Genomic DNA, 18,120 nt, shown 5'->3' on the forward strand with positions numbered 1-18,120 from the left:
GGTCAGGACGCCTGCGCGGGCTCCGTGGTGGCGACGTAGACGGTGTTGGTCGCCGTACCGCCCTGGACGGGGTTGGGGAATTCCACGATGTGCGCGGCCGACTCGTGGAAGACCTCACCGAGCAGGGCGTTGAACGCGGCGTCCGGCGGGGAGTTGGACCACAGGGCGAAGACGCCGCCGGGATGGAGCTGCCCGGCCAGGATCCGCAGCTTCTCGGGCCGGTAGAAGGACTCGTGGCTGCTGTTGAGCACGTGTTCCGGCGAATGGTCGATGTCGAGCAGCACGGCGTGGAACCGCCGGTCGCCGTCCCGCGCCAGGCCGGACGGGGTACCGGCCAGCGCGAAGAAGTCGCCCTCGACCAGCTCGCAGCGGGGATCGGACGTCAGCCGCTCGCCCAGCGGGACCAGCTTCTTGTGGTGCCACTCGATCACCTCGGCGAGCGTCTCGACGACGGCGAGGGAGCGCACGCGGGGATCGTCCAGGGCGGCCTCGGCGGTGTAGCCGAGGCCGAGCCCGCCGACCACGACGTCCAGGTCGGTCCCCGGCAGGGCGGCCAGGCCGAGGCGGGCGAGTTCGACCTCCCCGAGCGTCCACAGGCTGGACATCAGGAAGTCGTCGTCGAGCTTGATCTCGTACACCTCGGTCCCCGACAGGGGATCCCGGCGGCGCCGCAGGCTGACGGCGCCCAGCCGCGTCGGGCGCCAGTCGAGTTCTTCGAACAGTGCACCCATCCGGCTCCTTCCCAAGGTCGAACAGCGACTCTACCCGGGCGTGAGGGTAAAACGAGGAGATAGGCTCGGGAGTCGCCGAGCCGGACGGCTCGCGCCCGGACCGCCGGCACTGGCCGGCACGGACCGGCGCGGACCGGTCTCCGAGGAGATGCGGTGCCCTCCCGGCCCGCGGGCCCTACGGCCCCTCGGCCCGGGAGGCGCGGCCCGGTCGGCGACCTAAACGTACCCTAACGTAAGGGTAGAGTGCTGGGCGCCCAGGGCGGGCCGGCGCGGTGCCGCGCCGGCCGGGCGAGGCGGAGTACGGAGGGAAGCACGGTGACGTCAGGCAACGAGAAGGCCGGCGCGTCCGCGGACGTCGTGGCGCAGGCGGCACGGCGCCGGACGTTCGCGGTGATCAGCCACCCCGACGCGGGCAAGTCGACCCTGACCGAGGCGCTGGCGCTGCACGCGGCGGCGATCGAGCAGGCCGGCGCGGTGCACGGCAAGTCCGGGCGCCGGGGCGTGACGTCGGACTGGATGGAGATCGAACGCACCCGGGGCATCTCGATCACCTCGTCGGTGCTGCGGTTCGAGTACGGCGGCGCGCTGCTGAACCTGCTGGACACCCCCGGGCACGCCGACTTCTCCGAGGACACCTACCGGGTGCTGGCGGCGGTGGACGCGGCGATCATGCTGCTGGACTCGGCCAAGGGCCTGGAGACCCAGACGCTCAAGCTGTTCGACGTGTGCCGCCACCGCGGCATCCCGGTCCTCACGTTCGTCAACAAGTGGGACCGGCCGGGCCGCGAGCCGCTGGAACTGCTGGACGAGGTGGAGCAGCGCATCGGCCTGCGTCCCGCGCCGCTGAACTGGCCGGTGGGGATCGCCGGCGACTTCCGCGGCCTGATCGACCGCGCGAGCGGCACGTACACCCGCTTCCGCCGTACGCCCGGCGGCGCCACCCGCGCCATCGCCGAGGAGATCCCCGCCGAGCAGGCCGCGGCCGAGGAGGGCGAGGCCTGGGAGACGGCGCAGGAGGAGCTGGCGCTGCTGGACGAGATCGCCGCCGACCTCGACATGGCGGCCTTCCACGCCGGGATCTGCACGCCGGTCCTGTTCGGAGCCGGTCTGCCGAACTTCGGCGTGGGCTCGCTGCTGGAGGCCGTGTGCCGGCTGGCGCCGCCGCCTTCGGCCCGTCCGGCGGCCGACGGGACCTCGCGTCCCGTGTCGGCACCGTTCTCCGGCCAGGTGTTCAAGGTGCAGGCGGGGATGGACCGCGCGCACCGCGACCGGCTGGCGTTCGTCCGGGTCTGCTCGGGACGGTTCGAGCGCGGCATGTCGCTCGTCCACGCCGAGACGCGCCGCCCGCTGGCCACCAAGTACGCCCAGACGGTGTTCGGTCGGGACCGTTCGACGCTGGACGCCGCCTATCCGGGCGACGTGATCGGCCTGCCGAACGCGTCCGGGCTGACGGTCGGCGACACCCTGTACGCCAAGACCCCGGTCGTGTTCCCGCCGATCCCGGCGTTCGCGCCCGAGCACTTCATGGTGGCGCGGGTCAAGGACAACGGCCGCGCCAAGCAGTTCCGGCGCGGGATCGACCAGCTCGGCAGCGAGGGGGTCGTCCAGGTGCTGCGCAGCGATCTGCGCGGTGACCAGGCGCCCGTGCTGGCCGCCGTCGGGCCGCTGCAGTTCGATGTGGTCACCGCCCGGATGGAGCACGAGTTCAACGCGCCCGTCGAGCTGAACCGGCTGGACTACACGACCGCCCGGATCACCGACAAGGAGTCGGTCGAGGGGCTGACCGGCAGGCGCGGCGTCGAGGTACTGACCCGCGCCCTGGACGGCTCACTGATCGCGATCTTCGTCGACAAGTGGCGGATGCGCGCCATCGAGCGCGAGCAGCCGGAGCTGACCCTCACCCCCATGCTCGCCGCGGACATCGCCGGCTGACCTCGGCAGGCGGCCGGCCGGCCGCCGGTGTGATCGTCGTCTCGTACGGCATATCCGACTCTCCTGTCACGTTAGAGTAGAGATCGCGGCCGCCGGATACGCGGCGCCTCTCTGCCGCGACCTCCCCGTGTCCGGAGTGCACCGTGTCCGGGCTGCACGGTGTCCGGAGTGCGCGAACCCCCTTGTCTGGAGTGTCTTGTCCCTGCCTGCCGTCATGGCGCGCCGCCTGAAGCCCGCCCATCCGATCACCGCCAAGCTGCTCCGTACCGAGGTGCTGGCCGGCCTGGTGGTGGCGCTGGCGCTGATCCCCGAGGCGATCTCGTTCTCGATCATCGCCGGGGTGGATCCGAGCATCGGCCTGTTCGCCTCGTTCACGATGGCCGTCACCATCGCGATCGTCGGCGGCCGGCCCGCGATGATCTCGGCCGCGACCGGCGCGATCGCGCTGGTGGTCGCGCCGCTGTCGCGCGAGCACGGGCTGGGCTACCTGATCGCCGCCGTGATCCTGGGCGGGGTGTTCCAGATCGTCCTGGGCTCGCTGGGGGTGGCGCGGCTGATGCGGTTCGTGCCCCGGTCGGTGATGCTCGGGTTCGTCAACGCGCTGGCCATCCTGATCTTCATGGCCCAGGTCCCCGAGCTGCGGGACGTCCCGTGGCCCGTCTATCCGCTGGTCCTGGCAGGGCTGGCGCTGATGATCCTGTTCCCCAGGATCACCAAGGTGGTCCCGGCCCCGCTGGTGTCCATCGTCGCGCTGACCGCGCTCACCGTCGGCGCCGGCATCGCCGTCCCGAACGTCGGCGACAAGGGCGCTCTCCCCTCCTCGCTACCGGTCCCCGGCCTCCCGGACGTCCCGTTCACCCTGGACACCCTGACCCTGATCGCGCCGTACGCGTTCGCGTTCGCGCTGGTCGGGCTGATGGAGTCGCTCATGACGGCCAAGCTGGTCGACGACATGACCGACACCCACTCCAACAAGACCCGCGAGTCGATCGGGCAGGGCATCGCCAACGTCGTCACCGGCTGCTTCGGCGGGATGGGCGGCTGCGCGATGATCGGCCAGACGATGATCAACGTCAAGAACGGCGCCCGGACCCGGATCTCCACCTTCCTGGCCGGGGTGTTCCTGATGGTGCTGTGCATCGTCTTCGGGCCGATCGTGTCCGACATCCCGATGGCCGCCCTGGTCGCGGTGATGGTCCTGGTCGCGTTCGGGACGTTCGACTGGCACTCGGTCCACCCGGCCACCCTGAAGCGGATGCCGATCGGCGAGACCACCGTCATGGTCGTCACCGTCGCGGTCGTCGTGGCCACCCACAACCTGGCCATCGGCGTGATCGTCGGCTCGCTCACCGCCATGGTGATCTTCGCCCGGCGGGTGGCGCACCTGGTCAACGTCTCGGCGGTCACCGATCCCGAGGGCGGCCACGCCGTGTACGCGGTCACCGGCGAGCTGTTCTTCGCCTCCAGCAACGACCTGGTGTACCAGTTCGACTACGCCGGCGATCCCGAGCACGTCGTCATCGACCTGACCGGCGCCCATATCTGGGACGCCTCCTCGGTCGCCGCGCTGGACGCCGTCACCACCAAGTACGCCTCCCGCGGCAAGACCGTCGAGATCATCGGCCTGAACGAGGGCAGCGCCCGGATGCACGGCACCCTCAGCGGCGAACTCGCCGGCAGCCACTGAACCACCCCACCCACCGGCAGCCACTGAAACCACCGCACCCGCCGCCAGGAAGTGATGGCAAGCTTGGCCGGACGGAATCGGTCATCGCCCGCCGGTGGCCCCGGAAGGAGCTCGATGGGCGCCACGCGCATGCAGATCGGCGAGGTCGCCGACCGTACGGGGCTGAGCCTGCGCACCATCCGGCACTACGAGGAGGTCGGGCTCGCCCCGCCCTCCGCGCGTTCGCAGGGCGGGTTCCGCCTCTACACCGACGACGACGTCGCCCGCCTCCTCGTCATCAAGCGGATGAAACCGCTCGGCTTCACGCTCGAAGAGATGCGTGACCTGCTCACCATTCTCGACGAGCTCCAAGCCGGGGAGCCCGAGGACACCGACCGTACGGACCTGACCAAGCGGCTCACGCTCTACCGGGCCCTGGTCGAGGAGCGCTGCGACAAGATGCGCACCCGGCTCGCCGACGCCGAGCAGTTCTCCGCCGAGCTGGCGACCGAGCTCCGCCGTCACTCCCCCCAACGTTGACTCGTGGCGTGTTCGCCTCCACGGGCGGCGCCAAGGGCGAACACGCCACGAGTCAACGTAGTTGAGAGCCGGGTGTCAGTAGCCGGGGCCGCTCAGCAGGCCGCCGTCCACGAGGATCTCGGTGCCCGTGCAGTACGCGGACTCGTCGGAGGCCAGGTAGACGGCCGCTCCGGCGATGTCCTGCGGCTGTCCCCAGCGGCCGAGCGGCAGCGCCTTGAAGAAGGCCTCACCATCGATGTTCGTCGCCTCGGAGTTGGCCGGGTCGAGCGCCAGCTCGGTGGCGACGCCGCCCGGGTGTACGGAGTTGACCCGGATACCGAACGGTCCGAGCTCCTGCGCGGCGGCCTTGGTGATGCCGCGCACGCCGAACTTGCTGGCCGCGTACGCCGACAGGCCGCCGGCCGCCGCGTACCCCTCGATCGAGGAGGTGTTGACGATCGAGCCGCCACCGGCCGCCTTCATCGGCTCGATGACCGCCTTCATGCCGAGCCAGGGGCCGATCAGGTTGATGTCGAGGACCTGGCGCAGCTCCTCCTCGGTCATCTCGGCGACGGTACGGAAGCGCAGGATGCCCGCGTTGTTGACCAGGACGTTCAGCTTCCCGTGCAGCTCGACCGTACGGTCGACGGCCGCCGTCCAGGCGGCGGAGCTGGTGACGTCCATCCGGATGAACGTCGCACCGATCTCGTCGGCGAGGGCGGTGCCGCGCTCCTCGAGGATGTCGCCGATCACGACCTTCGCGCCCTCCGCGACGAAGGCGCGGGCGTGCGCCTCGCCGATGCCGCGCGCGCCGCCGGTGATCAGGGCGACCTTGCCGTCAAGCCGTGCCATGGGACCTCATTCGGGGTAGTCGATCTTCACGTGGCCGTCGCGTACCGCCTGCTCGATGGACGCGCGGAGGGCGGCGCAGTGCCGGACCCGCGCCGCGTACTCGCCGCCCGCCACCCGCGCGGCGATCTCCGCGCAGGCGACGGCGGCGTCGCTCGTCCACTGGACGGTGGTGTGCGGCGGGCTGTTCTTGTGGACCAGGACGCGGGTTCCGCAGGTCCGGCAGCCGACCGGGTCCATGCTCAGACCCGCAGCGACCGGGGGATCATGGAGTGCGAGACGCCGTTGGCGACGTTCTCGGCGACCTCCTTCTTGCACACCTCGACGGCCCGCTCGGTGTCGATCTCGAACTCGAACCGGTCGACCATCTCCGGGGCGATGTCCGCGACGTCCACGTAGAACTGCTCGTACCAGCGGCGCAGCTGGTAGACCGGGCCGTCCTGGTCGCACAGCAGGGGGTTGTCGATGGCGGTCTTGTTCTTCCAGATCTCGACGTCCTGCATGAAGCCGAGCCCGACGCCCTCGGCGACCTGCGCCGCCATCGCGTTCGCGTCCTCGTCCGACATCCCGGGGAACTTCTTCACGACCGCGCCCCACTGGAGCATGAAGGCGCTGTCGCTGATCGGGTAGTGGCAGTTGATCAGGACGGTCTCGACGGACATGCCGGCCGCCTCGTTCCACAGGTAGTCGATCATGTAGGACGGGCCGTAGTAGGCCGCCTCCGACCGCTGCGTGATCTGCTGCGTCTCCGCGCCGGGCACCAGGCCGAGGGACGCGTCGTCGCGGGAGACACCGTCGAAGTACTGCGTCGCGACGTGGCCCTCGAAGACGTTCTTGAAGTACGTCGGCAGCGCGTAGTGCACGTAGTAGAAGTGCGCCATGTCCACGACGTTGTCGACGATCTCCCGGCAGTGCGAGCCGTCCACGCGCAGCTGGTTCCAGGTCCACGACGACCACTCGTCGCTGAACGCGCCCTCGATGCGCGGGATGGTCACCTCGGGCGGCGGCGGGTTGCCCTCGGGGTCGTTGTAGACGAACAGCTGCCGGTTCTCCTCCATCGCCAGCCACGCCTTGGTACGCGCCGCACGCGGGACGCGCCGCGCGTACGGGATGCCGGCGCACTTGCCGTCGCCGACCCAGCGCCAGTCGTGGAACGGGCAGGCGATCGCGTCGCCCTTGATGGTGCCCTGCGTGAGGTCGCCGCCCATGTGGGGGCAGTGGCCGTTCAGGACCTTCAGTTCACCGTCGCCGCCCTGGAAGACGACGAGCTTGGTCCCGAACGCCTCCACGGCGTGCGGCTTGCCGTCCTTGAACGAGTCGGCCAGGCCGAGGCAGTGCCAGCCGCGGGCGAACCGGGTGGGCGGCGGCGCGGCTTCGATGACGCGGTGGTTCATGCCGAAACTCCCTGAGCTTTGTGCGTGGCCGCGATGTGGGACGCGGCGACGTAGCCGAAGGTCATCGCCGGGCCGAGCGTGGCGCCCGGACCGGGATAGGTCTCGCCGGTGACGGCGGCCGAGCAGTTCCCGGTCGCGTACAGGCCCTCGATCACCGAGCCGTCCGGCCGCAGCACCCGGGCCTCGGGGTCGGTGACCAGGCCGCCCTTGGTGCCGATGTCCCCGGGGACGACCGGGACGGCGTAGAAGGGGCCCTTCATCGGGCGGAGGTTGGGATTGGGCAGCGTCGGGTCGCCGTAGTAGTTGTCGTAGGCGCTGTCGCCCCTGCCGAAGTCCTCGTCCTTGGCGCGCCCGGCCATCTCGTTGAAGCGCTCGACGGTCGCCTTGAGCCGACCGGCCGGGACGCCCATCTTCCCGGCGAGTTCCTCGACGGTGTCACCGGACTTGAGGAAGCCGTCCTTCCAGTCCTTGGGGAAGGACTGGCCGGGGAAGAGGCCGACCCAGATGTACTTCTTGTGCGCCCACTCGTCGATGATCATCCACGAGGTCATCGCCTTCTCGCCGTGCGCGTACATCGCGTCCAGGAACTCGTGGTACGGCAGCGACTCCCGCGCGTACCGCTCGCCCTCGGCGTCCACGATGACCATGGACGGGATGGCGCGGTCGGCGACGAGGAAGAACAGCCGCCCGTCCGGGGTCGGTACCGACGGCGCTCCCCACACCTTGTCCATCAGGTCGGTCGCGGCCCCGGCCGCCAGTCCGGCGCGCAGCGTGTCGCCGGTCTGGCCCTCCGAGGCGTGCGACCAGTCCGTATTGGTCGGCTTGGGCAGGTGCTCCTCGCGGAGCTGCTGGTCACGGGAGAAGCCTCCGGCGGCGAGGATCACTCCGCCGCGCGCACGGACCCGGACCGTTTTGCCGTTCCGGACGACCTTGATGCCGGTGATCCGGCCGTCCTCGACGACGAGGTCCTCGAACGGCGCGTTCAGCCACAGCTCGCCGCCCGCCTCCTGGAGCGCGAGCCGCAGCCGCGCCACCAGGGCCTCGCCGAGCGACAGCAGCTTCTGGCCGGTGACCAGGGCCTTCACGGCCCGGAGGCCGACGAGCAGGGACGTCCGCTTGCCCTTCCAGGTCCGCATGACCATGTTGAGCTTGCCGAAGTCGGCCGACGTCATGGTCAGGCCGTAGGTCGGCAGGCCCGCGCGGCGCATGTTCGGGAACTCGGGGCCGAGCTTCTTCCCGTTCACGATGCACGGCTCGACCGAGCGTCCCTGCGGCCGTCCGCCGGGCGCCTCCGGGTAGTAGTCGGAGTAGCCGGGCGTGTACATGAACCTGATCCACGAGGTCTTCCGGTCGAAGAACTCGACCATCTCGGGGCCGCGCGCGAGGTAGGCGTCCTTGCGCTCCTCCGGTACGTGGTCGCCGACCGTGGCATCGAAGTATTTGCGGGCGTTCTCGACGGTGTCCCGTTCGCCGGCGCGTTCTAGGTAGACGTTGTTCGGGACCCAGATCGCACCGCCGGACAGCGCGGACGAGCCGCCGTACTTACCGGTCTTCTCCACCACCAGCGCCGACAGCCCGCGCAGCCGCGCGGTCGTCGCGGCGGCCAGGCCGCCGGCACCGGAGCCGACCACCACGACGTCGTACTCGTGGTCCCAGCCGGGCGGGGTCATTTGTGGCCCCAGTACGCGTCCTCGGTGATCTCCTTGACCGTCCAGGTGGCGTCGTCCACGAGGATCGCGTCGTAGCCGTACTCGACCTGGAACGGGCCGGGCGTCGCGGCGTAGAACGACACCATCTTGTCGTTGGTGTGCCGGCCGAGGGACTGCTGGATGTCGTACCCGGCCTGGTGGAACCGGTCGAGACCGCGCCCGACCGCGTCCAGCGTGGTCAGCTCCAGCATGAAGTGGAAGATCATGCCGGGCAGCGGAACCTCGCACAGGCCGAGGCTGTGGTGGCGCGGGTTGACGCCCAGGAAGCGCACCCAGTTCATGTCGCCCTCGGGCCCGCCGAACGCGGCGGCCGGGAAGCGCAGCGAGTCGCGGTGCCGGAAGCCGAGCAGCTCGGTGTAGAACGCGAACGACGCCTCGATGTCGGCGGCCGACAGCACGATGTGGCCGAGGCCGAGCCCGTCGGTGACGAACCGGTTCCCGTACGGGTTGGCCTGCGGCGCGTGGTTCATCGCCGGGGAGTAGTAGATCTCCAGGTGGTTGCCGTTCGGGTCGTCCACGTGGGCCAGGCCCTCGACGCGACGGTCGGCGGCCTCCTCACCCGTACCGGCCGAGACGGTGTGGCCGGCCTTCTCCAGCCGTTCGACCGTCTCCGCCAGCGCCTTGGCGTTGGCGACCTCCCAGCCGGCGGCGAGCAGCCGGTCGGTGTCGCCGGGGACGAACGTGAAGCGGTTGGCGTACTCGTCGTGCCGGAAGTACAGCGCGTCCGCGTCCGGTCCCTCGACCTTCTCCAGGCCGAGGACCTCGGAGCCGAACGCGCTCCACTTGGCGAGGTCGGCGGTCTCGAAGCGCAGGTAACCCAGGGAAGTGATCATGATCGGTGCTCCAGTTCGTCCGGGAGGATCGGCAGGGGTTTCGTGATCACAGCATCACGTCCGTCACCTCGAAGCCAAGGGCGCCCTGGCCGTACATGGCCAGCGCCCGCTCGGGGTCGTTGGCGGCGTGTACCCGGCCGGCGTGGGCGTCGTGCCAGGCGCGCTGGATCGGGTTGCCCGACTTGAGCGCGCGGCCGCCCGCGTTCTCGTACAGCATGTCGACGGCCTTGATCGAACGCTGCGTGGCCATCACCTGGTCGCGCCGGGTGGCCAGCCGCAGCTTCAGCGAAAGGGTCTCGCCGGCCGCGGTCACCCGCAACTGCTCGGCGATGTTGTGGCTGAGCTGGAGCCATGCCGCGTCGATCTCGCTGGCGGCGGTGGCGATGCGGACCTGCGCGTACGGGTCCTCGGCCACCTTCTGGCCGCCGTAGGAGATCCGGATCCGCTCACGGGTCGCCGTCAGGTACGCGTCGAGCGCGCTCTGCGCCATGCCGACGACCGGGACGCTGACCGTGGTGGTGAAGACGGCGGCGAACGGCAGCCGGTAGAGCGGCGCGGTGTTGACCTCGTTGCCCGGGCAGTCCAGCGCGCTGGTGTCGTTGAAGCTCAGCGTCCGGTACTCGGGGACGAACGCGTCCTCGACCACGATGTCGTTGCTGCCGGTACCGCGCAGGCCGATGGTGTCCCAGACGTCGTCGATCCGGTAGTCGGAACGGGGCAGCAGGAACGTCCGCATGTCGGTGGGGACACCGTCGGCGTCCATGACCAGGCCGCCGAGGAAGACCCACTGGGCGTGGTCGCAGCCGGACGAGAAGTTCCATCGCCCGCTGACCCGGAAGCCGCCCTCGACCGGGGTGATCTGGCCGGTCGGCGCGTACGACGAGGAGATCCGCGCGTTCTCGTCCTCGCCCCAGACGTCGCGCTGGGCCTGGTCGGCGAAGAGCCCCAGCTGCCAGGGGTGCACCCCGACGACGGAGGCGACCCAGCCGGTGGAGCCGCAGGCGGCGGCGATCTCCTTGACCGCGGTGTAGAACAGCACCGGATCGGCCTCGTACCCGCCGTACCGCTTGGGCTGCAGCAGCCGGAAGAACCCGGTGCCGGCCAGCTCCTTGATCGTGGCCTCGGGGACCTTCCGGGCCTCCCCGGCCTCGGCGGCGCGCTCGCGGATGGCGGGAACGAGGGCCCGCACGGCCTCAAGAACCTGTTCGCTCAACTCATGCTCCTTGCTCGTGTGCCGCTCGTGCGCCGCTGGGGGAAACTCGTGTGACCCGGCTCACGGACGAGTTGCGTGTACGTTAAGCGGGATGTTCCTATTAGAAATAGGAAAAATCCCGGTGAGCGGGAGACCGGCGCGCACGCCCGCCGACGCGACGAACTGGAGGACGCCATGGCCGTTCCCGCCGCCACCGCAGCGGAGCTGGAGTCGTCGATGCTGGCCAGGGCCGCGCGGATCCTGTACTCGTTCACCGTCGCCTCGCCCGAGCTGTCGATGACGGACGTGGTCCGGCGGACCGGCCTGCCGCGCTCGTCGGTGCACCGGATCATGGACCAGCTCGTCCAGCTGAGGGCCCTGGAACGCGCGGGCGGCAAGTACCGGCTGGGCCTGGGCCTGATCGAACTCGGCGCCCTCGCCGCGCACCAGAACCGGCTCCGCGAGGCCGCGCTCCCCCACCTGCACCGGCTTCAGGCCACCACCGGGGCGCTGGTGCACCTGGCGATCCTGGACGGCCACGAGATCGTCTACCTGGAGAAGATCGGCGGCTCGCCGAACGGCCGGATCCCGTCCCGGCTGGGCGGCCGGCAGCCCGCCTACTGCACTGCCGCGGGCAAGGCGATGCTCGCCTTCGCCGACGAGGACGAGTTGGCCGCCGCACTTGAGGCCGGCACGCCCGCGCGTACCCCGTTCACCATCACCGGCCCGCAAGCACTGCGGCGGGAGCTGGCGCTCATCCGCGAGCGCGGAGTAGCCCTCGACCGGGAGGAGAACTACCGGGGCATCTCCTGCGTCGCCGCACCCCTGCGCGACGCCACCGGACGCCCGGTCGCAGCGATCTCCCTCTCAGGCCCCCCCGAACGCATCAACCCGCGAGCCCTGACCCCGACCCTCCTGACGGCGACCCGCGCCGTATGGCGTGCCCTCTACGTCCCAGCCCGCCGCCGCCCCGCCCTCCACCCCAGTTGACTCGTGGCGTGTTCGCCCTTCCAGGGCGGGAGAACAGGCGAACACGCCACGAGTCAACGTCATGGGCGGCTCGCTTTAGGGGCATATGCGGGACCAGACCCATTTGCCTCCACTGGGGTCGTGTGTATACCCACAGGCTGTGGACAGCGCCTGTACGAGCGGGAGGCCCCACCCGCCGTTGTCGTCGAACGATTCGGCCGAGAGATCGAGATCCTCGAGGGCGAGTTCGACGACGGGTTTGGGCTTGGGCAGCCGCCGGCTGGAGTCCCAGACGGCGATGATGATCCCCTCGACATCGCGGCTGACCTGAAGACGGATCTCGCGGAGCGGGGTCGCCTCGGCGGCATTGGTCACCAATTCTGCGACGACAAGAAGAGCGTCGTCGAGAATGTGGAAATAGTCCCATTTGCGTAGCCGGTGATCGGCCAATGTGCGCGCCAAGCCGATCGCGGCCGGGGTCCCCAGCATCGACAGGAACAGGTCTCCTGTCTTTGGCGTCACCATTGTCGCCTCCTCGACACAGTTTTCGATTTCCATGCCAAGGATCGGGCTTTCGCCTTAACGTTGGGTGTATCAACTGCAACTTCATACACCGGAGGACCGATGACGCTCGTCCGCGACCCCCTCGATCCCAAGATCTCCATGTGGCACTTTCTCGCGTACTACCTGCGGTTCGTCCGCGAGAAGGAGGGGCTGTCACTGGCGCAATGGGGAAAGATCATCGGAATGGCGCGATCAAGTGTTTCAAACATCGAAGCCGGGCGCGCCAAGCTCCAGGTCGACTACGCCAGGCGGCTCGACGTCAAGTTCGAGACCGGCGGGCTGTTCGAGCTGCTCCTCTGGTACGCCCGTATGGCCCACGATCCAAACTGGTTCCGCCAGTACAGCCAGCAGGAGAGGCAGGCGGCCGAGATCAGGGTCTACCACGGGCAGATCGTGCCCCTGCTTCTCCAGACCGACGACTATGCGAGAGCCTTCGGCCGGATCAGCACGGCCCGGGACCGGGAGGCGGTGTTGGCAGGGAGGCTCGCTCGAAAGCGTGAGCTTCTGGAACGTGACGAGCCTCCATACATCTGGGCATTGCTGGACGAAGGCGTCCTGGCTCGCCAGGTCGGAGGCCGAGAGGTGATGAAAGCTCAACTGCAGCACCTGCTGGAACTGTCAGAACGCTGGTACGTGATCCTGCGGATCGTGCCGTTCTCGGCCGGAGAGCACCTGGGGGCCGAGGGATTCTTCCAGCTCATCGGTCTTGAGGACCGGGACGTCGCTTACGCGGGTGCCCAGGGTGGCGGGCGCCTGATCGAAATGGCGGACGAGGTCAAGGCGCTTGCTGATACGTTCGAACGTATCGGCGCAAAGGCCGAATCTCAGGACACTTCGCGCGAGATGATCAAGATGTACTTGGAGAGATACGGATGACCGTGCAGTGGCGCAAGAGCTCTTACAGTGGCAGCGCTAACGATGACGTCTGCATTGAACTGGGGCAGCTTGCGCAGGGTGTGGGAGTCAGAGACTCCAAAAACCCGGCTGGTGGCCACCTGAGCCTGTCCGCTGATCAGTTCGCCGGGCTGCTCGAACAGATCAAGCACCGCACGTCCACCCCCTGACCCCGCCCCAGCCCCGCCCCCCGGTCCGGCCGGCGCCCGCCCGTTGACTCGTGGAGTGTTCGCCTTTCCACGTCCGGGACAGGGCGAACACGCCACGAGTCAACGGGAGGCGGATCCCGGATATGTGGCTGGTCGGTGACTTTGTGTGAAGATTGGGTGTTGTGGATCTCCATTGGCGACAGAACCGGTGGTATGCCACGTCATGGGAACCACGTGCCCGACAAGTTGCTGTCCGGTCCGTTCCGGGGAACGCACGCCCTGCGTCTGGGGATCACCAAGGATCAACTCGCCGGTGGACACTTCCGGCACCTTCACCACGATGTCTATGCGCCGGCGGACATGCCCGACTCGGTGGAACTTCACTGCCGTGCCGCTGACCTGGTGTTACCCGAGGATGCCGTCTTCTGCGGGGTGACGGCGGCACGCCTGTACAGGCTCGCCGTACCGCGGAACGATCAGGGCATCCATGTCGCGGTGCCCGCGAAACTGCCGACGGCGCCCCGCATCAAACGGCTGCGGATCCACCAGTACGCGATCCCGCCCGAGCAGATCGGTACGTACGGCGGCTGGCGGGTCGTCAAGCCCGAACGGCTCTTCCTGGAACTGGCGCACGCCCTGCCGCGCTTCGACCTGATCGCCGCCGGTGATCAACTGCTTCGGCGCGGGCTCACCAGGCGCGAGGCCCTCACCGGCTTCCTGAACGACTGCCACCGCAGGCGCGGCGTGCAGCGGGCTCGGGACGCGGTACCGCTCCTGAACGGGCGCGCGGACTCCCCTCCCGAGACCCGGGCGCGGATCCTCCTGACGGACGCGGGACTCCCCACACCGGCCGTCAACCAGGACGTCGTGAACGCGTGGGGCGTCTGGCTCGCGCGTCCCGACCTCTCATACCAGGACCCCAAGATCGCGATTCAGTACGAGGGCGCCCACCATCAGGAGGACCCCACCCAGTACGCGTACGACATCGAACGCGATGGCCGCCTGATCGACGAAGGCTGGATCGTGATCAGGATCGACAAGGACATCCTCTTCCACCATCCGCACCTGCTGATCAACCGGGTCCGCCGGGCACTCGCGCGGCGTTCCGCCTAGCCGTTGACTCGTGGCGTGTTCGCCATTCCGCTGCGGCGGCGAGGCGAACACGCCACGGGTCAACCGGGTGCGACGGGGTCAGCTTTGGGCGGTTACCTGGTCCAGCATGACCACCTCGCCTGCGGTCCAGCCGCCGTCGACCGCCAGTTCCGCGCCGGTGACGTACGACGCGGCGTCGGAGATGAGGAACGAGACGGCCGCGCCGATCTCGTCGGGGACGCCGACGCGGCCGAGCGCTGCCAGCGGAAACATCCCCTCGCCGACCTGCGCGCCGTGCTGGGACGTCATCGCGGTGTAGGTCATGCCGGGGTGGACCGAGTTGACCCGGATCCGGTACGGGCCGAACTCCAGGGCGGCGATCTTGGTGAGGCCGCGGACGCCCCACTTGGACGAGCCGTACCCGGCCGTCCCGGGCAGCGCCGTCAGCCCGGCCGCCGAGGAGATGTTGACGATCGAGCCGCCGCCGGCCGCCTTCATCGGCTCCAGGACGGCCTTGAGGCCGAGGAAGACCCCGGAGAGGTTGATCTTCAGGACCTTCTCGAAGTACTCCAGGGACTCCTTCTCGATCAGCAGGTTGGAGGCGACCCCGGCATTGTTGACCAGGCCGTCGATCCGGCCGTGCGCCTCCAGCGCCGCCGCGACGACCGCCTGCCAGCTCTCCTCGCTGGTCACGTCGTGCTTGACGAACAGGCCGCCGTGCTCGGCGGCGGTCTTGCGGCCGTCCTCCTCCAGCAGGTCCGCGATCACGATCTTCGCGCCCTGCCCGGCCATGGCGGCGGCTGCCGACGCGCCGATGCCGCGGGCGCCGCCGGTCACGATGACGACCTTGTCCTTCATGGGTGACTCCTTCTGCCTGTGCCTTGAATGGGCTGATCTTGGATGGGCTTAGGGTTGCGGTCATGGCCCGTACCGCCGACTCCGGCAAGCTCCCCGCGACCGCGTGGGCGGTGCTCGGGATCCTGTCCTTCGGTGAGGAGATGACCGGGTACGCGATCCGGCAGTGGGCCGACCACGTGCTGCGCTTCTTCTACTGGAGCCCGGCGATGAGCCAGATCTACTCCGAGCTCAAGCGGCTGGAGCGGCTCGGCTACGCGGTCTCGCGGGCGGCGGTCGCCGACGACGGGCGAGGTAAACAGGTCTACACGATCACCGAGCCGGGACGGGCCGCACTCGCCGAGTGGGCCGCACATGCCCCGGTCGAGCCCCCGGTGCTCAAGCACGGCCCGATGCTGCGCGCCTGGCTCGGTCACCTGTCGAGCCCCGAACTGCTGCGCGAGCAGCTGGAAGAGCACCGGTCCGACGCCGAGCGGACGCGCGCGGAGGCGGAGTACTCGCAGTCGGTGTCCGCGCAGGTCCCCGGCTGGGCGTACCCGGAGCTCGTCACCCGCTGGGCGACCCGGTACTACACCGCCCAGCGCGATCTCGCCGACCGGATGCTCGCCGATCTCGACGACCTGGCGCGGCGCGAGGACGGCCAGGGCGAGCCGGAGCCGGAGCGGATACCGAACGGGTCATGACATCCTCCGGAGTTCCTGCTTGAGCACCTTGCCGCCGGCGTTGCGGGGCAGCGCCTCGACGACATGGAAGCTGCGCGGGACCTTGAAGTTGGCGAGCCGCTCGCGCAGCCAGGCGGTCAGCTCGGCGGGCTCGATCGGGGACCGTACGACCAGGTAGGCGGCGCCGACCTCGCCCAGCCGGTCGTCCGGGACGCCGATGACCGAGGCGTCGGCGACGGCGGGATGGGTGACGAGCACGCTCTCGATCTCGGCGGGATAGGCGTTGAAGCCGCCGACGATGAACATGTCCTTGAGCCGGTCGGTGATCGACAGGTAGCCGCGGCCGTCGAGTACGCCGACATCGCCGGTGTGCAGCCAGCCGTCGGCGTCGATGGCCTGGGCGGTCGCGGCCGGGTCGTCGAGGTAGCCGTGCATGACGTTGTGGCCCCGGACGAGGATCTCGCCGGTCGCCTCGTCGATCCGTACCTCGGTACCGGGCAGCGCTGGGCCGGTCGTGGTGGCGACGGTCTCGGCGTCGGCGTCGACCGGGCAGACCGAGACGACACCGCACGACTCGCTGAGCCCGTAGCCGGTGAAGACCGACGGCACGCCCAGCTCGTCCCGGATCCGGCGGATCAGGTCGACCGGGACGTTGGCGGCGCCCGTCCCGGCGAGCCGGATCGCGTGCGCGGGCCGTTCGGGCAGCTCCAGCAGCGCGTAGAAGATCGTCGGCGGGCCCATCAGCACGCTGATCCGCTCCTCGGCCAGCCGCTCGACGACCCGGGCCACATCGAAGACCGGCTCGGGGACCATCGTGACGCCGTTGAGCAGGCAGGCGAGGATCCCGGCCTTGTACCCGAACGTGTGGAAGAACGGGTTGACCAGTAGGTACCTGTCACCGGGACGGAGCGTCACGACGCTCGACCAGTCGGCGAAGACGCGCAGGTTCTGGCGGTGCGTGGTGAGGACGCCCTTGGACTTGCCGGTCGTGCCCGAGGTGAAGATGACGTCGGAGAAGTCGTCCGGCGATACCTCGGGAAGCGGGATCTCGGAAGCGGTGTACGCCTCGTCCAGCAGCACGATCGTGGCCAGGTCGGGGAGATCCTCGCCCTTGAGCAGGCTCGGGTAGTCGACGCCGAGGAAGCCGTTCACGGTGTAGAGGGCGGTGGCCCGGCTGCGGCGCAGGATGTCGGCCGCCTCGGCGCCCTTGTACCGGGTGTTGAGCGGGACGAGCACCGCGCCGGCGCAGGCCAGGCCGATCGCCTGGACGATCCAGTGCCGCCCGTTCGGTGCCCAGATCCCCACGCGGTCGCCGGGCCGTACACCGCGCGCGACCGCCGCGCGGGCGGCACCGCGCACCTCGGCGGCCAGTTCGGCGTACGTCCAGCGGACGTCGCCGTCCACCAGCGCCTCGCGGTCGCCGTGGGCGGTGGCGGCGTACTCGACGAGCGCCGGGATCGTGTCCGGAACCATGCGTCCCTCTCTCCGTCGCCGGGACATGTCCTTGACATCGAACCACACCACTGCTTCTAATCGGAATATTCCTAAAAGAAATAGTTGGAGGTTCCGGTCATGACGATCACCGCTCCCGAGGTGAACCCGGACGAGATGCGGCGGGTCCTCGGCACCTTCGCCAGCGGCGTGGTCGCCGTGACGGCCCTGCTGGACGGTGCCCCGGTCGGCATGGCGTGCCAGTCGTTCTGCTCACTCTCGCTGGAACCGGCCCTGGTGACGTTCTGCCCCGGCAACGGCTCGTCGAGCTGGCCCAAGATCCGGGCGGCCGGGCGGTTCGCGGTCAGCGTGCTGGCCGCCGACCAGCTGGAGGTGTGCCAGTCGCTCGCCGGGCCGCGCAAGTTCGACGGTGTCGAGTGGGTGGAGGGCGCCAACGGCTCGCCCCTGCTGCCGGGCGCGCTCGCCTGGATCGAGGCCGATCTGGCCACCGAGCTGCCAGGCGGCGACCACAGCATCGTCATCGGGGCGGTCACCGCGCTCACCGCCGAGCGCGACGCCGATCCGCTGCTGTTCTTCCGTGGCTCCTTCGAGAGCATCGCCTGAGCCGGACGGGGAGCCGGTCGGCGTGCCACCTCTCCAGGCCGAGCTTCTCCCCTTC

General features: G+C 69.6%; 19 protein-coding genes. 9 read left to right on the plus strand and 10 right to left on the minus strand.

The features are described from left to right. Window positions 1–2: 2 nt before the first annotated feature. A complete protein-coding gene (locus tag ACH34Q_RS20275) occupies window positions 3–731 on the minus strand; it encodes a spermidine synthase (RefSeq protein ID WP_395984546.1) in 729 nt (242 codons plus the stop codon). Window positions 732–1,046: 315 nt separating this feature from the next. Between ACH34Q_RS20275 and ACH34Q_RS20280 the strand changes: the two genes are divergently transcribed. The 3 genes from ACH34Q_RS20280 to ACH34Q_RS20290 all read left to right on the plus strand — a co-directional run bounded on the left by ACH34Q_RS20280 (window position 1,047) and on the right by ACH34Q_RS20290 (window position 4,869). Beyond that, on the plus strand, window positions 1,047–2,663 hold the full coding sequence (locus tag ACH34Q_RS20280; protein WP_395984547.1) for a peptide chain release factor 3: 1,617 nt from the start codon (window positions 1,047–1,049) through the stop codon (window positions 2,661–2,663). 214 nt (window positions 2,664–2,877) lie between these two features. Continuing rightward, a complete protein-coding gene (locus tag ACH34Q_RS20285) occupies window positions 2,878–4,350 on the plus strand; it encodes a SulP family inorganic anion transporter (protein WP_395984548.1) in 1,473 nt (490 codons plus the stop codon). A gap of 114 nt (window positions 4,351–4,464) precedes the next feature. Beyond that, entirely contained in the window at window positions 4,465–4,869 is a 405-nt protein-coding gene (locus ACH34Q_RS20290; RefSeq protein WP_395984549.1) for a MerR family transcriptional regulator, read from the plus strand. Window positions 4,870–4,944: 75 nt separating this feature from the next. Here ACH34Q_RS20290 and ACH34Q_RS20295 read toward each other — a convergent pair whose 3' ends face one another. The 6 genes from ACH34Q_RS20295 to hsaA are packed head-to-tail and all read right to left on the minus strand — an operon-like array spanning window position 4,945 to window position 10,846. After that, window positions 4,945–5,700, minus strand: coding sequence for an SDR family NAD(P)-dependent oxidoreductase (locus tag ACH34Q_RS20295; RefSeq protein WP_395984550.1), 756 nt, complete (start codon window positions 5,698–5,700; stop codon window positions 4,945–4,947). 6 nt (window positions 5,701–5,706) lie between these two features. Further along, the gene (locus tag ACH34Q_RS20300; RefSeq protein ID WP_395984551.1) at window positions 5,707–5,937 is read right to left on the minus strand and encodes a hypothetical protein; all 231 of its coding nucleotides are present in this window, start codon (window positions 5,935–5,937) and stop codon (window positions 5,707–5,709) included. A gap of 2 nt (window positions 5,938–5,939) precedes the next feature. Then, complete coding sequence (locus ACH34Q_RS20305; RefSeq protein WP_395984552.1) at window positions 5,940–7,091, minus strand: Rieske 2Fe-2S domain-containing protein; 1,152 nt, start codon at window positions 7,089–7,091, stop codon at window positions 5,940–5,942. After that, window positions 7,088–8,761, minus strand: a complete 1,674-nt coding sequence (locus tag ACH34Q_RS20310; RefSeq protein WP_395984553.1) for an FAD-binding protein — start codon at window positions 8,759–8,761, stop codon at window positions 7,088–7,090. The genes ACH34Q_RS20305 and ACH34Q_RS20310 overlap by 4 nt, the downstream gene beginning before the upstream one ends. Next, window positions 8,758–9,633: a VOC family protein gene (locus ACH34Q_RS20315; RefSeq protein ID WP_395984554.1), complete on the minus strand. Its 876-nt coding sequence runs from the start codon at window positions 9,631–9,633 to the stop codon at window positions 8,758–8,760. Before ACH34Q_RS20315 ends, ACH34Q_RS20310 begins: the two co-directional genes overlap by 4 nt. Window positions 9,634–9,679: 46 nt before the next feature. Continuing rightward, complete coding sequence (gene hsaA / locus ACH34Q_RS20320) at window positions 9,680–10,846, minus strand: 3-hydroxy-9,10-secoandrosta-1,3,5(10)-triene-9,17-dione monooxygenase oxygenase subunit (RefSeq protein ID WP_395984555.1); 1,167 nt, start codon at window positions 10,844–10,846, stop codon at window positions 9,680–9,682. Window positions 10,847–10,921: 75 nt separating this feature from the next. On the opposite strand from hsaA, the gene ACH34Q_RS20325 reads away from it, so the two are divergent. Then, on the plus strand, window positions 10,922–11,815 hold the full coding sequence (locus ACH34Q_RS20325; RefSeq protein ID WP_395984556.1) for an IclR family transcriptional regulator: 894 nt from the start codon (window positions 10,922–10,924) through the stop codon (window positions 11,813–11,815). A gap of 75 nt (window positions 11,816–11,890) precedes the next feature. Here ACH34Q_RS20325 and ACH34Q_RS20330 read toward each other — a convergent pair whose 3' ends face one another. Further along, window positions 11,891–12,352, minus strand: coding sequence for an ATP-binding protein (locus ACH34Q_RS20330; protein WP_395984557.1), 462 nt, complete (start codon window positions 12,350–12,352; stop codon window positions 11,891–11,893). Between the two features lie 66 nt (window positions 12,353–12,418). Between ACH34Q_RS20330 and ACH34Q_RS20335 the strand changes: the two genes are divergently transcribed. The 3 genes from ACH34Q_RS20335 to ACH34Q_RS20345 all read left to right on the plus strand — a co-directional run bounded on the left by ACH34Q_RS20335 (window position 12,419) and on the right by ACH34Q_RS20345 (window position 14,514). Then, a complete protein-coding gene (locus ACH34Q_RS20335; RefSeq protein ID WP_395984558.1) occupies window positions 12,419–13,234 on the plus strand; it encodes a helix-turn-helix transcriptional regulator in 816 nt (271 codons plus the stop codon). Beyond that, window positions 13,231–13,422: a DUF397 domain-containing protein gene (locus ACH34Q_RS20340; protein WP_395984559.1), complete on the plus strand. Its 192-nt coding sequence runs from the start codon at window positions 13,231–13,233 to the stop codon at window positions 13,420–13,422. Before ACH34Q_RS20335 ends, ACH34Q_RS20340 begins: the two co-directional genes overlap by 4 nt. A gap of 213 nt (window positions 13,423–13,635) precedes the next feature. Next, complete coding sequence (locus tag ACH34Q_RS20345) at window positions 13,636–14,514, plus strand: hypothetical protein (protein ID WP_395984560.1); 879 nt, start codon at window positions 13,636–13,638, stop codon at window positions 14,512–14,514. A 78-nt stretch (window positions 14,515–14,592) separates the two neighbouring features. Here ACH34Q_RS20345 and ACH34Q_RS20350 read toward each other — a convergent pair whose 3' ends face one another. Beyond that, complete coding sequence (locus tag ACH34Q_RS20350; protein WP_395984561.1) at window positions 14,593–15,351, minus strand: glucose 1-dehydrogenase; 759 nt, start codon at window positions 15,349–15,351, stop codon at window positions 14,593–14,595. Between the two features lie 62 nt (window positions 15,352–15,413). Between ACH34Q_RS20350 and ACH34Q_RS20355 the strand changes: the two genes are divergently transcribed. Beyond that, window positions 15,414–16,031, plus strand: a complete 618-nt coding sequence (locus tag ACH34Q_RS20355) for a PadR family transcriptional regulator (RefSeq protein ID WP_395984562.1) — start codon at window positions 15,414–15,416, stop codon at window positions 16,029–16,031. Here the strand turns inward: ACH34Q_RS20355 and ACH34Q_RS20360 are convergent. After that, window positions 16,026–17,483 carry a FadD3 family acyl-CoA ligase gene (locus ACH34Q_RS20360; protein ID WP_395984563.1) on the minus strand — a complete coding sequence of 486 codons (1,458 nt, stop codon included), beginning with the start codon at window positions 17,481–17,483 and terminating at the stop codon, window positions 16,026–16,028. The genes ACH34Q_RS20355 and ACH34Q_RS20360 overlap by 6 nt on opposite strands. Window positions 17,484–17,582: 99 nt before the next feature. On the opposite strand from ACH34Q_RS20360, the gene ACH34Q_RS20365 reads away from it, so the two are divergent. Next, window positions 17,583–18,065, plus strand: a complete 483-nt coding sequence (locus tag ACH34Q_RS20365) for a flavin reductase family protein (RefSeq protein ID WP_395984564.1) — start codon at window positions 17,583–17,585, stop codon at window positions 18,063–18,065. The last annotated feature ends 55 nt before the right edge of the window (window positions 18,066–18,120 follow it).

Origin of the sequence: Actinomadura sp. 9N407 (genome assembly GCF_044326315.1) — a bacterium.
In the GTDB taxonomy this organism is placed as follows: domain Bacteria; phylum Actinomycetota; class Actinomycetes; order Streptosporangiales; family Streptosporangiaceae; genus Spirillospora.

Excerpts from the sequence above, each read along its gene's own strand:
- ACH34Q_RS20275 (WP_395984546.1), bottom strand. The coding sequence starts at position 731 with ATGGGTGCACTGTTCGAAGAACTCGACTGGCGCCCGACGCGGCTGGGC.
- ACH34Q_RS20300 (WP_395984551.1), bottom strand. The coding sequence starts at position 5,937 with ATGGACCCGGTCGGCTGCCGGACCTGCGGAACCCGCGTCCTGGTCCAC.
- ACH34Q_RS20295 (WP_395984550.1), bottom strand. The coding sequence starts at position 5,700 with ATGGCACGGCTTGACGGCAAGGTCGCCCTGATCACCGGCGGCGCGCGC.
- ACH34Q_RS20305 (WP_395984552.1), bottom strand. The coding sequence starts at position 7,091 with ATGAACCACCGCGTCATCGAAGCCGCGCCGCCGCCCACCCGGTTCGCC.
- ACH34Q_RS20365 (WP_395984564.1), top strand. The coding sequence starts at position 17,583 with ATGACGATCACCGCTCCCGAGGTGAACCCGGACGAGATGCGGCGGGTC.
- ACH34Q_RS20315 (WP_395984554.1), bottom strand. The coding sequence starts at position 9,633 with ATGATCACTTCCCTGGGTTACCTGCGCTTCGAGACCGCCGACCTCGCC.
- ACH34Q_RS20355 (WP_395984562.1), top strand. The coding sequence starts at position 15,414 with ATGGCCCGTACCGCCGACTCCGGCAAGCTCCCCGCGACCGCGTGGGCG.
- ACH34Q_RS20285 (WP_395984548.1), top strand. The coding sequence starts at position 2,878 with ATGGCGCGCCGCCTGAAGCCCGCCCATCCGATCACCGCCAAGCTGCTC.
- ACH34Q_RS20330 (WP_395984557.1), bottom strand. The coding sequence starts at position 12,352 with ATGGAAATCGAAAACTGTGTCGAGGAGGCGACAATGGTGACGCCAAAG.
- ACH34Q_RS20310 (WP_395984553.1), bottom strand. The coding sequence starts at position 8,761 with ATGACCCCGCCCGGCTGGGACCACGAGTACGACGTCGTGGTGGTCGGC.
- ACH34Q_RS20360 (WP_395984563.1), bottom strand. The coding sequence starts at position 17,483 with ATGGTTCCGGACACGATCCCGGCGCTCGTCGAGTACGCCGCCACCGCC.
- ACH34Q_RS20340 (WP_395984559.1), top strand. The coding sequence starts at position 13,231 with ATGACCGTGCAGTGGCGCAAGAGCTCTTACAGTGGCAGCGCTAACGAT.
- ACH34Q_RS20350 (WP_395984561.1), bottom strand. The coding sequence starts at position 15,351 with ATGAAGGACAAGGTCGTCATCGTGACCGGCGGCGCCCGCGGCATCGGC.
- ACH34Q_RS20290 (WP_395984549.1), top strand. The coding sequence starts at position 4,465 with ATGGGCGCCACGCGCATGCAGATCGGCGAGGTCGCCGACCGTACGGGG.
- ACH34Q_RS20335 (WP_395984558.1), top strand. The coding sequence starts at position 12,419 with ATGACGCTCGTCCGCGACCCCCTCGATCCCAAGATCTCCATGTGGCAC.